The sequence below is a fragment of the Pseudomonas sp. M2 genome, from assembly GCF_015751845.1.
Taxonomy (GTDB): domain Bacteria; phylum Pseudomonadota; class Gammaproteobacteria; order Pseudomonadales; family Pseudomonadaceae; genus Aquipseudomonas; species Aquipseudomonas putida_E.
On sequence record NZ_JADOUD010000001.1, the window covers coordinates 5,025,615 to 5,041,977 of the forward strand.

The 16,363-nt window shown below is 62.7% G+C and carries 13 protein-coding genes and 2 riboswitches; of the genes, 5 read left to right on the forward strand and 8 right to left on the reverse strand.

Going from position 1 to position 16,363, the window contains the following annotated elements; all coding sequences use genetic code 11:
- Positions 1-83: 83 nt before the first annotated feature.
- Complete coding sequence (locus IWW33_RS23280) at positions 84-1,403, forward strand: PAS domain-containing methyl-accepting chemotaxis protein (RefSeq protein WP_046786102.1); 1,320 nt, start codon at positions 84-86, stop codon at positions 1,401-1,403.
- Here IWW33_RS23280 and IWW33_RS23285 read toward each other — a convergent pair.
- The 7 genes from IWW33_RS23285 to IWW33_RS23315 form a co-directional block, all read right to left on the reverse strand.
- Positions 1,384-4,653, reverse strand: a complete 3,270-nt coding sequence (locus IWW33_RS23285; RefSeq protein WP_174141149.1) for a transporter substrate-binding domain-containing protein — start codon at positions 4,651-4,653, stop codon at positions 1,384-1,386. The genes IWW33_RS23280 and IWW33_RS23285 overlap by 20 nt on opposite strands.
- A gap of 13 nt (positions 4,654-4,666) precedes the next feature.
- Positions 4,667-5,281: a response regulator transcription factor gene (locus IWW33_RS23290; protein WP_046786104.1), complete on the reverse strand. Its 615-nt coding sequence runs from the start codon at positions 5,279-5,281 to the stop codon at positions 4,667-4,669.
- A gap of 226 nt (positions 5,282-5,507) precedes the next feature.
- On the reverse strand, positions 5,508-5,750 hold the full coding sequence (locus tag IWW33_RS23295; RefSeq protein WP_046786105.1) for a DUF1272 domain-containing protein: 243 nt from the start codon (positions 5,748-5,750) through the stop codon (positions 5,508-5,510).
- Positions 5,751-5,816: 66 nt separating this feature from the next.
- Positions 5,817-6,569: a precorrin-4 C(11)-methyltransferase gene (gene cobM / locus IWW33_RS23300; protein ID WP_115274695.1), complete on the reverse strand. Its 753-nt coding sequence runs from the start codon at positions 6,567-6,569 to the stop codon at positions 5,817-5,819.
- Between the two features lie 32 nt (positions 6,570-6,601).
- On the reverse strand, positions 6,602-6,994 hold the full coding sequence (locus tag IWW33_RS23305; protein ID WP_174141383.1) for a cobalamin biosynthesis protein: 393 nt from the start codon (positions 6,992-6,994) through the stop codon (positions 6,602-6,604).
- A gap of 17 nt (positions 6,995-7,011) precedes the next feature.
- Positions 7,012-7,722, reverse strand: a complete 711-nt coding sequence (locus tag IWW33_RS23310) for a CbtA family protein (RefSeq protein ID WP_174141150.1) — start codon at positions 7,720-7,722, stop codon at positions 7,012-7,014.
- 9 nt (positions 7,723-7,731) lie between these two features.
- Positions 7,732-7,917, reverse strand: a complete 186-nt coding sequence (locus IWW33_RS23315) for a CbtB-domain containing protein (RefSeq protein ID WP_115274697.1) — start codon at positions 7,915-7,917, stop codon at positions 7,732-7,734.
- 108 nt (positions 7,918-8,025) lie between these two features.
- Positions 8,026-8,251: riboswitch (cobalamin riboswitch) on the reverse strand.
- 901 nt (positions 8,252-9,152) lie between these two features.
- A riboswitch (cobalamin riboswitch) is annotated at positions 9,153-9,363 on the forward strand.
- Positions 9,364-9,461: 98 nt separating this feature from the next.
- Between IWW33_RS23315 and cobW the strand changes: the two genes are divergently transcribed.
- From cobW to IWW33_RS23335, 4 genes are all read left to right on the forward strand, one after another.
- Positions 9,462-10,529: a cobalamin biosynthesis protein CobW gene (cobW, locus tag IWW33_RS23320; protein WP_046786111.1), complete on the forward strand. Its 1,068-nt coding sequence runs from the start codon at positions 9,462-9,464 to the stop codon at positions 10,527-10,529.
- 3 nt (positions 10,530-10,532) lie between these two features.
- Complete coding sequence (gene cobN, locus IWW33_RS23325; protein ID WP_174141151.1) at positions 10,533-14,294, forward strand: cobaltochelatase subunit CobN; 3,762 nt, start codon at positions 10,533-10,535, stop codon at positions 14,292-14,294.
- Position 14,295: 1 nt separating this feature from the next.
- On the forward strand, positions 14,296-15,297 hold the full coding sequence (locus tag IWW33_RS23330; protein WP_174141152.1) for an AAA family ATPase: 1,002 nt from the start codon (positions 14,296-14,298) through the stop codon (positions 15,295-15,297).
- Positions 15,298-15,374: 77 nt separating this feature from the next.
- Complete coding sequence (locus IWW33_RS23335; protein ID WP_196914456.1) at positions 15,375-15,965, forward strand: VWA domain-containing protein; 591 nt, start codon at positions 15,375-15,377, stop codon at positions 15,963-15,965.
- A gap of 113 nt (positions 15,966-16,078) precedes the next feature.
- On the opposite strand, the gene IWW33_RS23340 is transcribed toward IWW33_RS23335, so the two are convergent.
- The gene (locus tag IWW33_RS23340; RefSeq protein WP_012314620.1) at positions 16,079-16,345 is read right to left on the reverse strand and encodes a hypothetical protein; all 267 of its coding nucleotides are present in this window, start codon (positions 16,343-16,345) and stop codon (positions 16,079-16,081) included.
- Positions 16,346-16,363 lie beyond the last annotated feature (18 nt).

Here is a 16,363-nt window from a genome sequence, read left to right on the forward strand (position 1 = left end):
TCACTAAGTGATAGCAGTTTGCTTGCACGCTGTCGGCGCCGATCTATGCTCAGAAAACCCTGCGCATAAAGGACCCCGGCGCCATGTTCGATTTCCATCGCAAGTCAGATTTGCTCGAGATTCAGCGCGCTCGCCAGGCTCTGGCAGAAACCCAGGCAAAACTCGCGGCGATCAGCCGCTCAATGGCGATGATCGAGTTTGGCCCTGACGGCACCATTCTCGATGCCAATGCGCAGTTCTGCCTGGCAATGGGCTATGGCGTCGATGAGTTGCGGGGCAAGCACCACCGATTGTTCTGCGACCCCGACTACAGCAAAAGTGCCGAATATCAGCAGTTGTGGCGCGAGTTGGGCGAGGGCAAGCCAATCAGCGGCACGTTCGAGCGTATCGACAAGGCCGGCCGTGAAGTCTGGCTGGAGGCCAGCTACATGCCGGTGCTCGATGAGCGTCAGCAGGTCATCAGTGTGATCAAGGTGGCTTCCGATATCAGTCAGCGGATCAAGGATGAGCACGAGAGCGAAAGCCTGCTCAAGGCCATCGGTCGCTCCATGGCGGTGGTCGAGTTCACGCCGCAGGGGCGGGTGATAAAGGCTAACGAGAATTTCCTGACTACCATGGGCTATCGCCTGGAAGAGGTAGTGGGCCGCCACCACGGCTTGTTTTGTCTGGCCCATGAGCGGGAGTCGTCTGCATACCGCGATTTCTGGGCTTCGCTGAACCGTGGCGAGTATCACTCCCATCGTTTCGAACGGGTCAACAAGCAAGGCCAGACGGTATACCTCGAGGCCTCATACAATCCGATCTTCGACAGCAAGGGCCGGCTATACAAGGTGGTCAAGTTCGCCAGCGACATCACCGCGCAGGTCAGTACGCAGCAAAGCGCCGCTGAAGCGGCCCATGCCAGTTCGGTACAGACTGATGCATGCGCACGAAAGGGCACCGAAGTGGTACAGCAAACCGTGCAAGTCATCGAGCAGATTTCCCAGGAGCTCAATGACGCGGCGCGCAGCATCGATGCCGTCAGCAAACAATCGGACGTGATCGGGCAGATTGTCCTGACCATTCGCGGCATCGCCGATCAGACCAACTTGCTGGCCTTGAATGCCGCGATCGAAGCGGCACGTGCTGGTGAACATGGGCGCGGTTTCGCTGTGGTCGCCGACGAGGTGCGCAGCCTGGCCGCACGCACCAGCAAGGCGACCCTGGAGATCGTCGATGTGGTACGGCAGAACCATGATCTTTCGCTCACGGCAGTGGCCAGCATGCAATCGAGCCTGACACGCACGGGGCGAGGTGTTGCCCTGGCTAACGAGGCAGGGACTGTGATCATGGAGATCCAGCAGGGGTCACGCCACGTGGTTGACGCGATCAGCCAGATCAATTCTACGTTGCAATTGCACTGAGGGCGTCGGAGAGTTCGCGCTGCAGTGTCTGCAGGCTGGTTTCCAGTTGCAGGCGCAGGGCGTCGGTGGGCACGCCCCGCGCCTGGGCCTGTTCGATGGCTTCGCAATCCGTGACCACGCCGCGCACCTTGAGCATCTTGGCGCCGCCCTTTATACGGTGGGCGACGGCGCGCACCGCATCGCCGTCCGGTGTACTGCCCAGGCCGCGTAGCGCCGCAAGGTCTTCGCTGGCGCTTTGCGAAAGCTGTTCAAGCAGGCGGCGGACAAGCTGTTCATCGTCCTGGGTCAGGTGGCGCAACTCGTCGAGGTTGAAGCCGCTGGCCTTTGGCTGCGGCGCAATAGGAGTGGCTTGGTTCTGCGGCAAATGGGCTTTGAGGGCGCTGAGGCCGACAGGTTTGAACAGGCAGTCGTCCATGCCACTGGCCAGGCAACGCTCATGTTCTTGGGCCTGGGCGTTGGCGGTGATCCCGATGATCGTACAGGCTGACCTGGCCAATTCATGCTCCTGCAGACGAATGCTGCGGGCCAGTTGGTGGCCGTCCATCACTGGCATGCTGCAGTCGGTGATGACCACGTCAAACTCTTCAGCCTGCCAGAGGGCCAGCGCCGTTTGGCCATTTTCGGCCAACGTCACTCGATGGCCCAAAGTATTGAGCTGTTTCTCCAGCAACAGCAGATTGGCCGGGTAATCATCCACAACCAGGATGTTCAGGGGCCCGCTTTCACTACCTTGGCTGGGTACAGCGTGCTCGGCAGGCAACGGGGCTTTGCAGGTCGGCAGCTGCAGCTCGACCGATACCTTGGTACCTACACCTTCGACGCTCTGCAGGTTAAGAGTGCCGCCCATCAGTTTGGCAAGGGTGCGGCTTATCACCAGACCCAGCCCTGCGCCCTGTCGCGCCCGCGGGCCATCAGCCTGGGCAAAAGCGCTGAAGAGACGAGCCTGGTCTGTCAAACCAATGCCAATACCGGTGTCGCGCACGCTCAGCTGCACTTGCACGCTGTTGCCGGCGGTTGTCGGCTCAAGTGCCAAGGTTGCGTGAACCTCGCCCCGATCGGTGAACTTGATTGCATTGCTCAGCAGGTTGGAGAGGATTTGCTTGATCCTCAGGGCGTCTGCCAACACCCAGACGGGCCCTTCTGGTAGTTCGCAGTGCAGGCGCAGGCCCTTGACTCGTGCATTGCCGTCGAAAACCCGCAGGGTGGTGCGGACCAGTTCGACCAGGTCGGTGGCTTCTGGCTGCAGGCTCATGTGGCCGGATTCGATGCGGGAAATATCGAGGATGTCGCCAATCAGCCCCAACAGGCCAATGGCCGAATCATGCGCGGTCTGCAGGACCTGAGTATCGCAACGGCCCTTACGGCTATCTTCCAGCGCCAGTTCGAGCAGGCCGATCACCGCATTCATGGGCGTGCGGATCTCGTGGCTCATGGTCGCCAAAAAGGTGCTTTTGGTATGGCTGGCCCGTTCAGCATCGTCCTTGGCCTGGCGCAGCTGTTCGAGCAGGCCGCGGCTCAGCGACAATTGTTCCTGCAAGGCGCGCTGCGCCTCGGTACGCTGGTTTATCAGTTTGCGCAGGTAGCTGTTCCAGAACACCACGCCGGCCAGCAACAGCGCAGAAAGCACAAGCACTTGCAATGCCAGTGTGCGGTAGTTGCGCCATGGGCTGTCGCTGACCACGGTGCTGATACGCCAGCGATTGATCAGTTGGTCGAGTTCTTCAGGAGGAATGCTCAACAGGGCTTTGTCGAGAATGGCCTGCAACTGCGGCTGGTCAGGGGCGACGGCGAATGCGGCAGTTGCCGGGTCATCACCGAGCACTGTGGCTATGCGTAGCTGGTCCTTGAAAACATGAGTGATGTAGTACTTCGCGTTTATATGACTGCTGTAGGCGACGTCAGCATTGCCGTTGGCGACTGCTTCCATCAAGCCTAGCGGATTGTTCACTTCTACCACTACCGCCTTGGGGTGCTGGCGTTGCACTTCTGCTCGCAGGGGTGAGCCCCGCAGCAGGGCGATACGTTTGCCCTCCAGCCCCCTGGACTGTGGCGGCCAGGGCGTCTGGCTGCGTGTGACCAGAACCCTCGGGCTGACGAGGTAGGGGCGGGTGTAGCGCAGTTGCGTCTGGCGCTTCGCACCATAACCCAGGGCCCCGATCATCTGCGCCTCGCCGCGTGCCACTTGTTCGATCATGGTCTGCACGGCGTTACGCTCGATGAGCTTGAATGTCAGCCCGGTGCGCAGGGTTATCTGCTTGAGCAGGTCGATGGTAATCCCGCTGGGCTGCTGCTGGGCATCGTTGAAGGTCAGCGGCGCAAGTGCGGCGTCGATCAGTACACTGACAGTAGGATTCTGGTCTATCCACGTCTGTTCTTCCGCGGTAAGTGCTGACAGATGGCGTTCGAGCAACAGGCTGGTGTTGCCACTTGTCCAACGGCGCAGGATGTTCAAACGCTCGCTTTCTGTGATCCTTGCCAGGGCCATGTCGATCAGGCGGCGCAGGCGCGGGTTGTCATTGGCCAGGGCGAAGGAAAAGGTGCCCGCTGGCCCACGGCAGAAATGGTCGATCTTCACCGTACCCTGGTAACTTTTGCCAATAAGAAAATCGGTGCTGATAGCGTCGCCCAGATAGGCGTCCACCTCTCCCATTTCCACCGCTGCCAGCCCTGCCAGCGTTGAGCGATGAAGGCTCAACTGTGCTTTGGGGTAGAGCGAACGGACCGTTTCGCTCGGCAGGTAGTGATCGACCATGCCCAGGCGCACGTCTGTGAGGTCTGTGTTGTTTTTCAGGGTGCGCCCTTCGCGGGTGACGATGACTGGCAAATCGTCTGCGTAGGGCTGGCTCAGGTTCAGCTGGGCATCGGCCGCTTCGAAACTGTTGGAGCTGCCCAGCAAATCGATTTTGCCGTCGCGTAAGGCTGCGATCGCCGCATGGCGGCTGGGAAAGCGCCTGACCTCTATCGGTATCTCCAGAAGTTCGGATATTAGCCCGGCATAGTCTGCGCTCAGGCCCTCATAGTCGCTCGGGCTGATGTTGATCTCGAACGGGGGATAATCGGGACGCGAGCTGCCCAGCAACAGAACTTTGCGCTGCTGCAACCATTGGCGGTCCTGGGCATCGAGTTGCAGTGGTGAAGCGGTGCTGACAGCACGTGCCAACAAGCGCCGCGTTTCGACATCTGCCGGTGCGGCGAGCGCGGAGCCAGCCATGCCAATGGCCAGCAACAGCGCAACCAGTACGCACTTCATGCCGATCACGCGCCTAATTGACGTTATTGCGTTTGGCCAGATCAACCATTTCTACCAATGATTCAGTCTTGAGCTTGTCCATGATGCGGCCACGGTAGGTGCTGATGGTCTTGGCGCTGAGGTTCATGCAATGGCCTATGTTCTTGTTGTTTTCACCACGGGCCAGACGCCGAAGCACTTCCATCTCCCGATTTGACAGGCTGCCCAGGCGCCCGTGCTCGCTGTCCAGAGTGTTGCTGTTCACCGACATCTGCGGGAAGGTCGAGTACCCCTTGACCAAGGCTTTCATGGCAAAGACGACGGCATCGAGATCTTCATCTTTGGTTACAAATGCGCCTATACCGGCATCCAGGCAACGGCGGACGTACAACTCGGTGGCCTGCCCGGTCAATACCATGATCCTGGGGACCTGTTCGAGTTGCTGCAGGCGCTTGATGACTTCCATGCCGTCGAGGCCAGGAAGCCCGATATCCAGGATCACGACGTCGGGTCGTAGGTTGCGTGCTACCTGCGCCACTTCGCTACCGTTCTCGACTTCCCCCACAACTTTGAAGCGCTCGCGCTCAAGCAGCATGCGCAGCGCGAATCGAACGGTAGAGTGATCGTCAACGATCAGCACGGTTGTCATGAGGCTAACTCCTGTCGGAATGTGGTCCGTTTCCTAAGGCTAATCAGGAATACGTCTGCAAGGTCTTTCTGCAGCGCAGCACGATACGTCCATTCCGGTTCCTTGGTAATGGCGAGTATAGATCTGTTGAGTTAGGGGGACGACTTTGTTGAAAAATCCTACAAAATCGTCTGAGTACAAGCATCGCCAGGGTATTTTTTCGCCGATGCTTGTGGCTGCAAGTTGTTCAAGCACAGCGGGCGTGGGGCTTGAGCACGCGCTCAGTGGCAGGTGGGTTGTTGCTCAAGGCCGTACCAACCCGGGTGGGGCGTGCGACCAATTGACCTGAGCAGTTGGGGCAGCGGCCATTGAAGTGGGTTTCAGCACAGCTTTTGCAGAATGTGCATTCGAACGAGCAGATCAGCGCATCAGGGCTGTCGCCCGGCAGATCGCTATTGCAGCATTCGCAATTGGGGCGTAGTTCCAGCATGGGCGCGACTCCGGTCCGCGGGATGGAGCCTGGAGTCTGCTACGGTCTGTATCAGCTTGGCAATGTTCAACTGCCCCGGCGATAAAGGTGCGCATGCCCGGCGCGGTACAGGGCTGACTCGGCGAACGGAGCATCGCCCAGTACGTGCCCGACGAGAATCAGCGCGGTGCGACGAAAACCCTTCGCGGCTGCCTTCTCGACGATATCCTCGAGGGTGCCCCGTGCCCAGTCCTGATCGGGCCAAGTGGCGCGGTGAACAACGGCCACCGGGCAGTCTGCGCCGTAATGGGGGACAAGCTCATCGACGATTCGAGCCAGGTGTTTCACGCCGAGGTGGATCGCCAAGGTGCAACCATGACGCGCCAGGTCGCCCAGTTGCTCGCCTGCTGGCATGGGCGAGCTGTCCCCGTAGCGGGTCAGAATGACCGTCTGCGCCACCTCAGGCAGCGTCAGCTCGCAGCCCAGCAACGCGGCACTGGCAGCGGTAGCGGTTACACCCGGAATGATCTGGTAATCGATACCCAGGTCGCGCAGATGGCGGATCTGCTCGCCGATTGCGCCGTACAAGCTGGGATCGCCACTGTGAACACGGGCGACATCCTGGCCTTTTTCATGGGCCGCGTGCATGGCCTCCACGATTTGCTCCAGGTGCAGTTCCGCGCTGTTTATCACGGTCTCGGCCTGGTGCCCGTCGAGCACTGCCGCGGGCACCAGGGAGCCGGCGTAGATGATCACTGGGCACTGACGGATCAGGCGTTGCCCTTTGACCGTGATCAATTCCGGGTCGCCGGGGCCGGCGCCGATGAAGTAGACCGTCATGGAAAATCCTTGCAGGTGAATGGGTGGGGCAATTATCCGCCGCAGGCAAGGGCCAGGGTAGCGGCGCCGAGCGTTTGCCGCGTCACCACAAGCGCGGCGTTGCCGCGTTCATGATGGGCCATTGCCAGGGCTGCGCTCTCCGCGACGCCCCAGCAACCGCTGTGGGCGAATGCCACCGCAGAGCGGTGGCTCAGTTGTGGCTCGTAAGCCTGTAGTTGCGAGGCGTCGAACACCAGCAGGGGCAAATTGTGACGTTCGGCGAGTTGTTGCAGGCCAGGTTCGTCGGCTTTCGACGTGATGCTGGCGATGCCGCGCAACGCCGACAGCGTCAGCCCGTGGCCATGAAGTGCCTGGTGCAGCAGCTCGTCCAGGACCTCAACCGGGCAGCCCCGGCGGCAACCAAAGCCGGCGTAAAGCGCCGGCAGCGGGTGGTGGCTTGCCATCAAGCCTGGCTGGAACGGCGGTACAGCCAGGCGCTGAGCAGGCCCAGAGCCAGCCAGAAGGCAGCGTTGGTTGCCCACGAAGCGATCTTGAACCGTGTTTCCAGGGCTTCTGGGGACAGGCTTTCATGGACTTCGGGTTGCGGAGCGCCGATCACATGCGGCACTACCAGCAATACTGCCCCGAGGGCCTTGAGCAGCCAATGACGAGCGAACACCAGCAATGCAAGCCCCAGCGCGGTGGCGGCGGCGGTGCCAATCCACCAGTTCTGGCGCTGGCCGAGGTCTGCGGCCGCGGTGCCTGGCAGCTCTGGCGGCAGGCCCAAGGTGGGTGCCAGGCAGAACACGGCGAACCCGGCCAACCCCCATAATGCGCCGGTGGTGACGCGGTTGGGCTCACGCAGGCTGTACAGCGCGGCAAGGATCAGGGCGAAGCCGACGGCTACGACGAGGTTGCCACCGGTGGTGGCGAGGATGCGCTGCCAGCCGTCCTCCGGTGACCACGCATCGGCACTGTGTTCGTGCGCTGCAGCATGTTCATGCCCAACGGTTGCCTGGATATCGTGGCTGTGGTGCTCGGTGGAGGGGGCTGCCGATTCATAGGTTTCCGCCTCAAGAATCAGAGGTGCGACCCAGAAGCTTTGCAGCAGGGTCAACAACAAGGCTGCGAGCAGCCCGCTGAACCCGGCGGTGCGGGCAATGCGCTTGATCATGGGGCGGTCTCAGTGGCAAGGGAACGCGGCGCTGTGGCGGGTGTCGTGGGCAGCGTTGTGCACGGCTTCGATGTGTGAGAAGCCGGCAAAGTAGATCAGGCACAGGCCCAACAGGCTGGCAGCGGCGGCGATGACCACGCGCTGGCTGAGGGTGACGGGGGTGGCGATACCGTGTTTGGCGCTGGTGACGGGCATGACGCGTTCCTCTGCTTTGTAGGGCATTGTGCCGATTGAGCAACAGGCAAGCGCGGCAACCCCGGGCTTGAATGGCCCAGGGAAATGCGACAGCGCCCGCCCACCGCGGGGTGTTCATGAACGCCAGGCCGGTCTCCGGGCTTGCGAGGAGGAGCAGGGCTCCTGGTAAAGCGTCACCTTCCCATGCCGTACGATGTGGCACAGTGGTTTAGACGCTTCGCTCGCTTACCGTTGCGGGGGCAGCACCGGGATTGTCCGGCCCTGATCGAGGGCCTGCGACGCACCGGTTTCCCGTTTCACCCCCAGAGGGGGCACCTGAACGCAAGGTGCAAGGAGAGCACGGGGCAGGGTTTGCGTCAATCGTAGGTCACGATTTGCTTGCCGTTGCCGTTGCCGTTGCCGTTGCCGTTGCCGTTGTTTGCTTTTGCTTTTGCTTTTCAGAGCGCGGTAGTACAGGCACCGCAGATTGCGACTTCAGGAGGCCGAGCGCAGGTCTTGCGAAGGGAGGTGACGGGCATGGATGCCCGTCAAGCGCTGCGGCCCATGGATGGGCCGTCAGCGCGGTCCTCCCGGGAGCAAGGCCGGAGCGAGGGAACCCCGGAGCGAAGCGTAGGGGCCGGATGATGGGAGCAGGCGGTTTTTGGTTCCTTTTTGCCAAGACAAAAAGGGACCCGCCGTAAGGGCGGAAAGGTGAGTGAGCGCCGCCACGGCAAATAGATATTCACGCTAGCTGAAAGCCAGAAGCCAGAAGCCAGAAGCCAGAAGCCAGAAGCCAGAAGCTCATGCGAGGGCTTTGATTCATGCGGGCATATCCATTTGCGGTGGCGGCGCTCACTCACCTTTCCGCCCTTACGGCGGGTCACTTTTTGGCAAACGCCCCAAAAAGTAACCAAAAAAGGCTGGCTCCTATCATCCGGCCCCTACGCTACGCTCCGGGGTTCCCTCGCTCCGGCCTTGCTCCCGGGAGGACCGCGCTGACGGCCCATCCATGGGCCGCAGCGCTTGACGGGCATCCATGCCCGTCACCTCCCTTCGCAAGACCTGCGCTCGGCCTCCTGAAGTCGCGATCTGTGGTGCCTGTACTTGCGCGCTAGAAAAGCAACAGCAACAGCAACAGCAACAGCAAGAGCAACAGCAACAGCAACAGCAAGAGCAACAGCAAGAGCAAGAGCAGGGTTAATCGGAGAGGGGCGTGGGTGGTGCACGCCAACAGTTGACCACCTGCCACCCCCCGCGTAGCCTTGCCGCTTCGAGGTTCTTCGGCCAGGCCGAAGCTAAGACGGGAACGCGGTACAAGCCGCGGCTGCCCCCGCAACTGTAAGCACCGGTAACGGATCGACACAGCCACTGCGCCCAAGCGCGGGAAGGCGTCATCCCGCCAGCCCCGTGATCGAAAGGGCCGCAACGGTGCAAGCCAGGAGACCTGCCTCGCAACGTTTTCGACTATCAACCGGGCGGGGTGATCCGGTGGCGAACGAGCCCGGCCGACCTGGCCGCGGCTTTCGTCCCGCATGCCCGCGCCATCCTGCCAAGGGCAACGCGACATGAAAACACTGGCCAAACTCCCCGTCACCATCGTCACCGGCTTTCTCGGCTCGGGCAAGACCACTTTGCTCCGGCACATGCTCGACAACGCCCAAGGCCGCCGCATCGCAGTCATCGTCAACGAGTTCGGCGAACTCGGCATCGATGGTGAAATCCTCAAGCAGTGCAGCATCGGCTGTACCGAAGAAGAGGCCAGCGGCCGCGTCTACGAACTGGCCAACGGCTGCCTCTGCTGCACCGTGCAAGAAGAATTCTTCCCGGTCATGCGTGAACTGGTGGCGCGCCGTGGCGACCTCGACCACATCCTCATCGAAACCAGCGGCCTCGCGCTGCCAAAACCGCTCGTGCAGGCCTTCCAGTGGCCGGAAATCCGCAACGCCTGCACCGTCGACGCGGTTATCACCGTGGTCGACAGCCCAGCTGTCGCCGCCGGTACCTTCGCCGCCTACCCGGACCAGGTCGACGCCCAACGCAAGCTCGACCCCAACCTGGACCATGAGTCGCCGCTGCACGAATTGTTCGCCGATCAACTGGCCAGTGCCGATCTGGTGGTACTGAACAAAGCTGACCTGATCGACGCCGAAGGCCTGGCCAAAGTGCGCGCCGAAGTGGCCGAAGAATTGCCGCCTGCGGTCAAGGTGATCGAGGCCAGCAGCGGCCGCCTGCCGCTGAACGTGCTGCTGGGCGTCGGGGCAGAGTCCGAGGCGCACATCGATGGCCGCCGCACTCACCATGATTCGCATCACGACGGTGAAGGCCACGATGATCACGATCACGATGCCTTCGACTCCATCTCCATCGACCTGCCAGAGGCCGACGAAGCGCTGCTGCTCGATGCCCTGACCCAACTGGTGGTGGAGTTCGGCATCCTCCGCGCCAAGGGCTTCGCGGCCATTCCCGGTAAGCCGATGCGCCTGCTGGTGCAGGGTGTAGGCACCCGTTTCGACAAGCACTTCGACCGCGCCTGGCGTGCCGATGAGCCGCGCATCACCCGCCTGGTGCTGATCGGCCAAGACCTTGATGCCGCGCATCTGCAAGCGCGTCTGCGCCAGGCACTGGGCGCCTGACCCATGCACCTGCTGCGGACCCAGCCCGGCGGCTTCGTGCCGGACGACAGCATCGCCGACCTCGGCCAGACACCCGCCGAGCTGGTGATCCTCTGCAGCGGCGACTCGCATTTGGCGTTGCTCGCCGAAACCGCCGAGCAACTGCCGGACGACTACCCCAGCCTGCGCCTGGCCAACCCCATGCAGGTGCAGAACCATGCCTCCGTCGACCTGTATGTCGACGAGGTGCTGCGCTACGCCAAGGTGATCCTGGTGTCGTTGCACGGTGGCGTCGGCTACTGGCGCTATGGGGTGGAACAACTGGTCGAACTGGCTTCACGCGGCGTGCAATTGATCCTGGTGCCCGGTGACGACCGCCCCGATCCCGAATTGACCGGGCTTGGCACCGTCACTGGAGAGCCAGCCGAGCGCCTTTGGCACTACCTGCGTCAGGGCGGCAAGGCCAACGCCGTCAATCTGTTCAAGTACCTGGCCAGCCAGTGGCTGGGCCGCGATTACAGCTGGGATGCACCGCAACCGTTGCCACGCACCTCGGTGTATCACCCGGGTACTCCCAATGCCACGCTCCAGGACTGGTACGCCCAGTGGCACCCGGAGCACCCGGTAGCGCCGCTACTGTTCTACCGCTCGCACCTGCAGGCAGCCAATACCGCGTTCATCGACGTGTTTTGCCAGCGCCTGCAGGCGGCCGGCCTCAATCCGCTGCCGATCGCCGTTGCCAGCCTCAAGGAAAGCGCCTGCCTGGAACAGGTCGAAAACTGGCTGGACGAAGCGGGCGCCGAGGTCCTGATCAATACCACGGGCTTTGCCATGTCCAGTCCGGAGCGTCCCAGCCTGCGGCCGTTTCGCCGGGACATACCGGTGCTGCAGGCCATCTGTGCGCAAGACAACCAACCCGGTTGGGAAGCCAGCGAGCAAGGCCTGGGCGCTCGCGATCTGGCCATGCACATTGCCTTGCCCGAGCTGGACGGGCGCATCATTACCCGGCCGGTGAGCTTCAAGGACATGGCTTGGCGCAGCGAGCGCAGCCAGTCTGACGTGGTGTGCTATCGCGCCCATCCGGAGCGTATGGATTTTGTCGCCGAGCTGGCCAGGCGCTGGGTGGCGCTGGCGCGCCTGCCCAATGGGCAAAAGCGCATTGCGCTGGTGCTGGCCAACTACCCGACCCGGGACGGGCGCATCGGCAATGGTGTTGGGCTCGATACCCCTGCGGCGGCGCTTAACATTCTCAAGGCGCTGCAGGCTGAAGGCTACCCGCTGGGCGAATTGCCGGACAGCGGCACCCAACTGATTCACCAATTGCTCGGCGGCGTCACCAACGATCTCGATCACCTCGACCAGCGCCCCTGCGCCCAGAGCCTGAGCCTGGCAGATTATCAGGCCGCTTTCGAGCGCCTGCCCGAAGCCAACCGCAAGGCTGTGCTGGAACGCTGGGGGGCGCCCGAGCAGGACCCGATGTACCGCAGCGGCCGCCTGATGGTGGCCGGGCTGCGCTATGGCCTGACCTTCGTCGGCATCCAGCCGGCACGCGGTTACCAGGTCGACCCCAGTGCGGTGTACCACGACCCGGATCTGGTTCCGCCGCATGGCTACCTGGCATTTCATTTCTGGCTGCGCCACGCCTTTGCCGCCGATGCGGTCATCCATGTGGGCAAACATGGCAACCTGGAGTGGCTGCCCGGCAAAGGCGTCGGCCTGTCTGACCAGTGCTGGCCGGATGCGCTACTCGGCCCGCTGCCGAACATCTACCCATTTATCGTCAACGACCCGGGCGAGGGAGCCCAGGCCAAGCGCCGCACGCAGGCAGTGATCATCGACCACCTGATGCCACCGCTGACCCGAGCCGAAACGTACGGGCCGTTGCGCGAGCTTGAACAGCTGGCTGATGAGTTCTATGAAGCGCAGATGCTCGACCCGCGCCGCGCCCGTGAGCTGCAGCGCGACATTCTCGAGCTGGTCAAGGCCAACCACATCGACCGGGAGCTGCAACTGGAAGGGCAACTGGACGACGCCGCCGTATGGCTGCCACGCCTGGATACCTACCTGTGCGATCTCAAGGAGTCCCAGATCCGTGATGGCCTGCACGTATTTGGCCAGTCTCCGCAAGCCCGCCTGCGGATCGACACCTTGCTGGCTTTGCTTCGGGTCGAGCGCGGTGATGGTCGGGGTGGTAACGCCAGTTTGTTGCGCACACTCGCCAAGGCTTTGGTGCTGGGCTTCGACCCATTGGACTGTGACCTGGGGCAAAACTGGGCGGGGCCGCGCCCGGCGCTACTGCAGGCCGTCAGCGAAGCACCGTGGCGTACCTTTGGCGACAGCCGGGAACGCCTTGAACTGCTGGCACTGCAGGTGATCGAGCAAGCTTTGGGCGGCGCTCTGCAATTGCCCGACGAGGCGCAATGGCAGCCGGTACGTCAGGTGGTGCAGGCCTTACAGGAGCAGGTTGCTCCAGACCTGGATGCCTGCGGGCCGGCCGAGATCAATGGCCTTCTCGCAGCATTGGCTGGGCGCTTCGTACCAGCCGGCCCCAGCGGGGCACCCAGCCGCGGTCGCCTGGATGTACTGCCCACGGGCCGCAACTTCTATACGGTGGATGTACGCAACCTGCCCACCACGACTGCCTGGCGCCTGGGTTTCGCCTCAGCGAACCTGATCCTTGAACGCCATTTGCAGGACCACGGCGACCATCTGCGCCAGCTTGGCCTTTCGGTGTGGGGCACTGCAACCATGCGCACCGGCGGTGACGATATTGCCCAGGCCATGGCGCTGATGGGCGTGCGCCCGGTATGGGCTACCGGTAGCCAGCGTGTCGACGATTTCGAGATCCTGCCGTTGAGCCTGCTCGATCGCCCACGGGTGGATGTGACCCTGCGTGTCTCGGGCTTTTTCCGCGATGCCTTCGGCAACCTGATCCGCCTGTTCGATGCCGCGGTACAGGCGGTAGCGGCGCTGGACGAACCGGATGACCTCAACCCCCTGGCGGCGCGGGTGCGTGCCGAGCGAGCGGCGCTGCAGGCTGAAGGGGTGGAGGCCGAACAGGCTGCACGCCAGGCCGGTTGGCGGGTATTCGGCGCCAAGCCCGGCGCCTACGGGGCCGGGGTGCAGAATGCAATCGATGGCCGCCTGTGGCATAGCCGGGACGATCTGGCCGAGGTGTACCTCAACCATGGCGGCTACGCTTACGGTGGCAGTGACGAAGGTACCCCGGCGCGTGTTCAGTTCGCCAGGCGGCTGGGCCAGGTCCAGGCGGTGCTGCAGAACCAGGACAATCATGAGCACGACCTGCTCGATTCCAACGACTATTACCAGTTTCAAGGTGGCATGCTGGCGGCGTCCGAAACCTTGTCCGGTGCGGTGGTGGCCAGTTATCACGGCGACCACAGCCAGGTCGATCGGCCGCGTATCCGCACCCTCAAAGAGGAACTGAACAGGGTCATTCGCGCCCGAGCCCTCAACCCCAAATGGATCGACGGGGCCAAGCGGCACGGCTACAAGGGGGCCTTCGAACTGGCGGCGACGGTCGACAACCTGTTCGCTTTCGATGCCACCACACACCTGATCGATGACCATCATTATCAGTCGCTGGCCGATGCCTATGTGCTCGACCCGGCGACCCGCGACTTCATGCGTGAGCATAACCCCGAGGCTTTGCGAGACCTCACCGAGCGATTGCTGGAGGCCCAGCAGCGCGGGCTCTGGGAAGCGCCTGGTGAATACCGCGAAGCCCTTGAGGAGCAGTTGCTCGACGGCGAGGAACAAGCTTGAAATGAGTGAACCCGTGCAATTTCCCCTGGCGGCCGTGGTCGGTGCAGACGACCTGAAGCTGGCGCTGTGCCTGACCGCAATCGACCCGAAAATCGGCGGCGTGCTGATCGAGGGCCCGCGTGGCATGGCCAAAAGTACCTTGGCTCGCGGCTTGGCCGACCTGCTCGGTGAGGGGCCGTTCGTCACCCTGCCGCTGGGCGCCAGTGAGGAACGGCTGGTCGGCACGCTCGACCTCGATGCGGCACTGGGGCAGGGCAAGGCGCAATTTTCGCCAGGGGTGCTGGCCCAGGCTGATGGCGGCGTGCTGTACGTCGATGAGGTCAACCTGCTACCCGACACCTTGGTCGATCTTTTGCTCGATGTGGCTGCCAGCGGCACCAACCGTATAGAGCGTGACGGCATTTCCCACCGCCACAGTGCCCGTTTCGTTCTGATTGGCACCATGAACCCCGAAGAAGGCGAGTTGCGTCCGCAGTTGCTCGACCGCTTCGGTCTGAATGTGGTGCTCGATGGCTTGCCCGCGCCACAGGCGCGCCAGCAGATCATTCGTCGTCGCTTGGCATTCGACACCGACCCCCTGGCGTTCTGTGAACAGTGGGCCGCTGCTCAGGCACAGTTGCGCGAACGCTGTCATGCGGCGCGTCAGGGGCTGGCAGCGATAGCGCTGGACGATCAGGCCTTGGCCTGGATCACCGAGCGCTGTTTCGCCGCTGGGGTCGACGGCCTGCGTGCAGACCTGGTCTGGCTACGTGCCGCCCGCGCCCATTGTGCCTGGCGCGGTGGCGAGGCGATCGAGGAGCTTGATGTCGATGCGGTCGCGGAATTCGCATTGCGCCATCGACGCCGCGTACCGCCAGAGGTGGCACCACCTTCCAATCCCCCCGAGGCAGGCGGTCGCGATGGGCATAGCCAGGGCGGGCAGGGTGATTGGGGCGCGCTGCCTGCGCAGCCTATGGCCAGCGGTGCCCGGCGTGAGGTGCCGAACTGGGCAAAAAAGCCCTGAGCATCCGCCCGTCAGGCACTAATGTGGCGGATGCCTTGCCCCGGGTCGGTAAGCTGAGCGGTGCCAGCCGTGGCCGCGTGCGTGCAGCGGGGAAGGGCCGCGTGGCCTGGCTGTCTACTTTGCTGAAAGGGCGACCACGCGTGCGCCAAGACCTTTGCTGGCAACAGCGCCAAGGCAGTGCTGCCCAGCTGTGGCTGGTGATCGTCGATGCTTCGGCCTCCACCCGCCGGCACCAGGCACTGGCACAGAGTAAAGGGCTGCTGGCAGAGTTGTTCGACCAGGCTTACCGCCAGCGTGCGCGACTAGCCTTGCTGACCGCCAGCGGCGGTGCACCGCAGTGGCAGCGTCATGGCCTGAAAGCCTCGGCGTCACTGCAACCCTGGTTGAACGCATTGGGTGCTGGCGGCGGTACGCCGCTGATCGCAGCCCTGGAGCAGGGCAGGCGCTGGCTGCAGGCAAGGCAAAAAGCCCACCCACAGGAGCAGCAGCGCTGCCTGGTATTCACCGATGGACGTCTGCAGCGCTCAAATGATCTGCAGCCGATGCCCTGTGCCACACTATTGGTGGACATGGAAATGGCGCCGGTTCGTCTGGGGCGGGCACAGCAACTTGCCATGCAATTGCAAGCACGCTATCAGCATATCGAGCAATTCAGGCTAAAAGAGTGATGCACTGCGCGAGGGTGGGGCGACACTTTGTCGCAGTTCTGCAAGTTGCCTGAGTGGCACTGGAAAGTTGCGCAAGTGCGTGTAGAACACGCACTTGCACGCAAACTCTGATATTACTTCGGCATCGACCAGGGTTGCAGGGCATAGCCTTTCTGGCACAGTTCGGCACGCACTTCTTCGATCAGGCTGGCCCACTGGGCCGGGTCGGAATAGATGCGCGAAGACACTTGCTTGCTGCCGATACGGGTGCTGGTCCGGTCGATCACTGCCAGGCTCAGCTCACCAGTACCGTTGGGTGCATCCCAGGCGACGCACTGGAAGGGTTCGAAGGCGTGGTCGGCGATCAGCAGTGCTTCGTTGACACGGAGCGGGGCATTCATGGTTCGGTCTCTCTATGG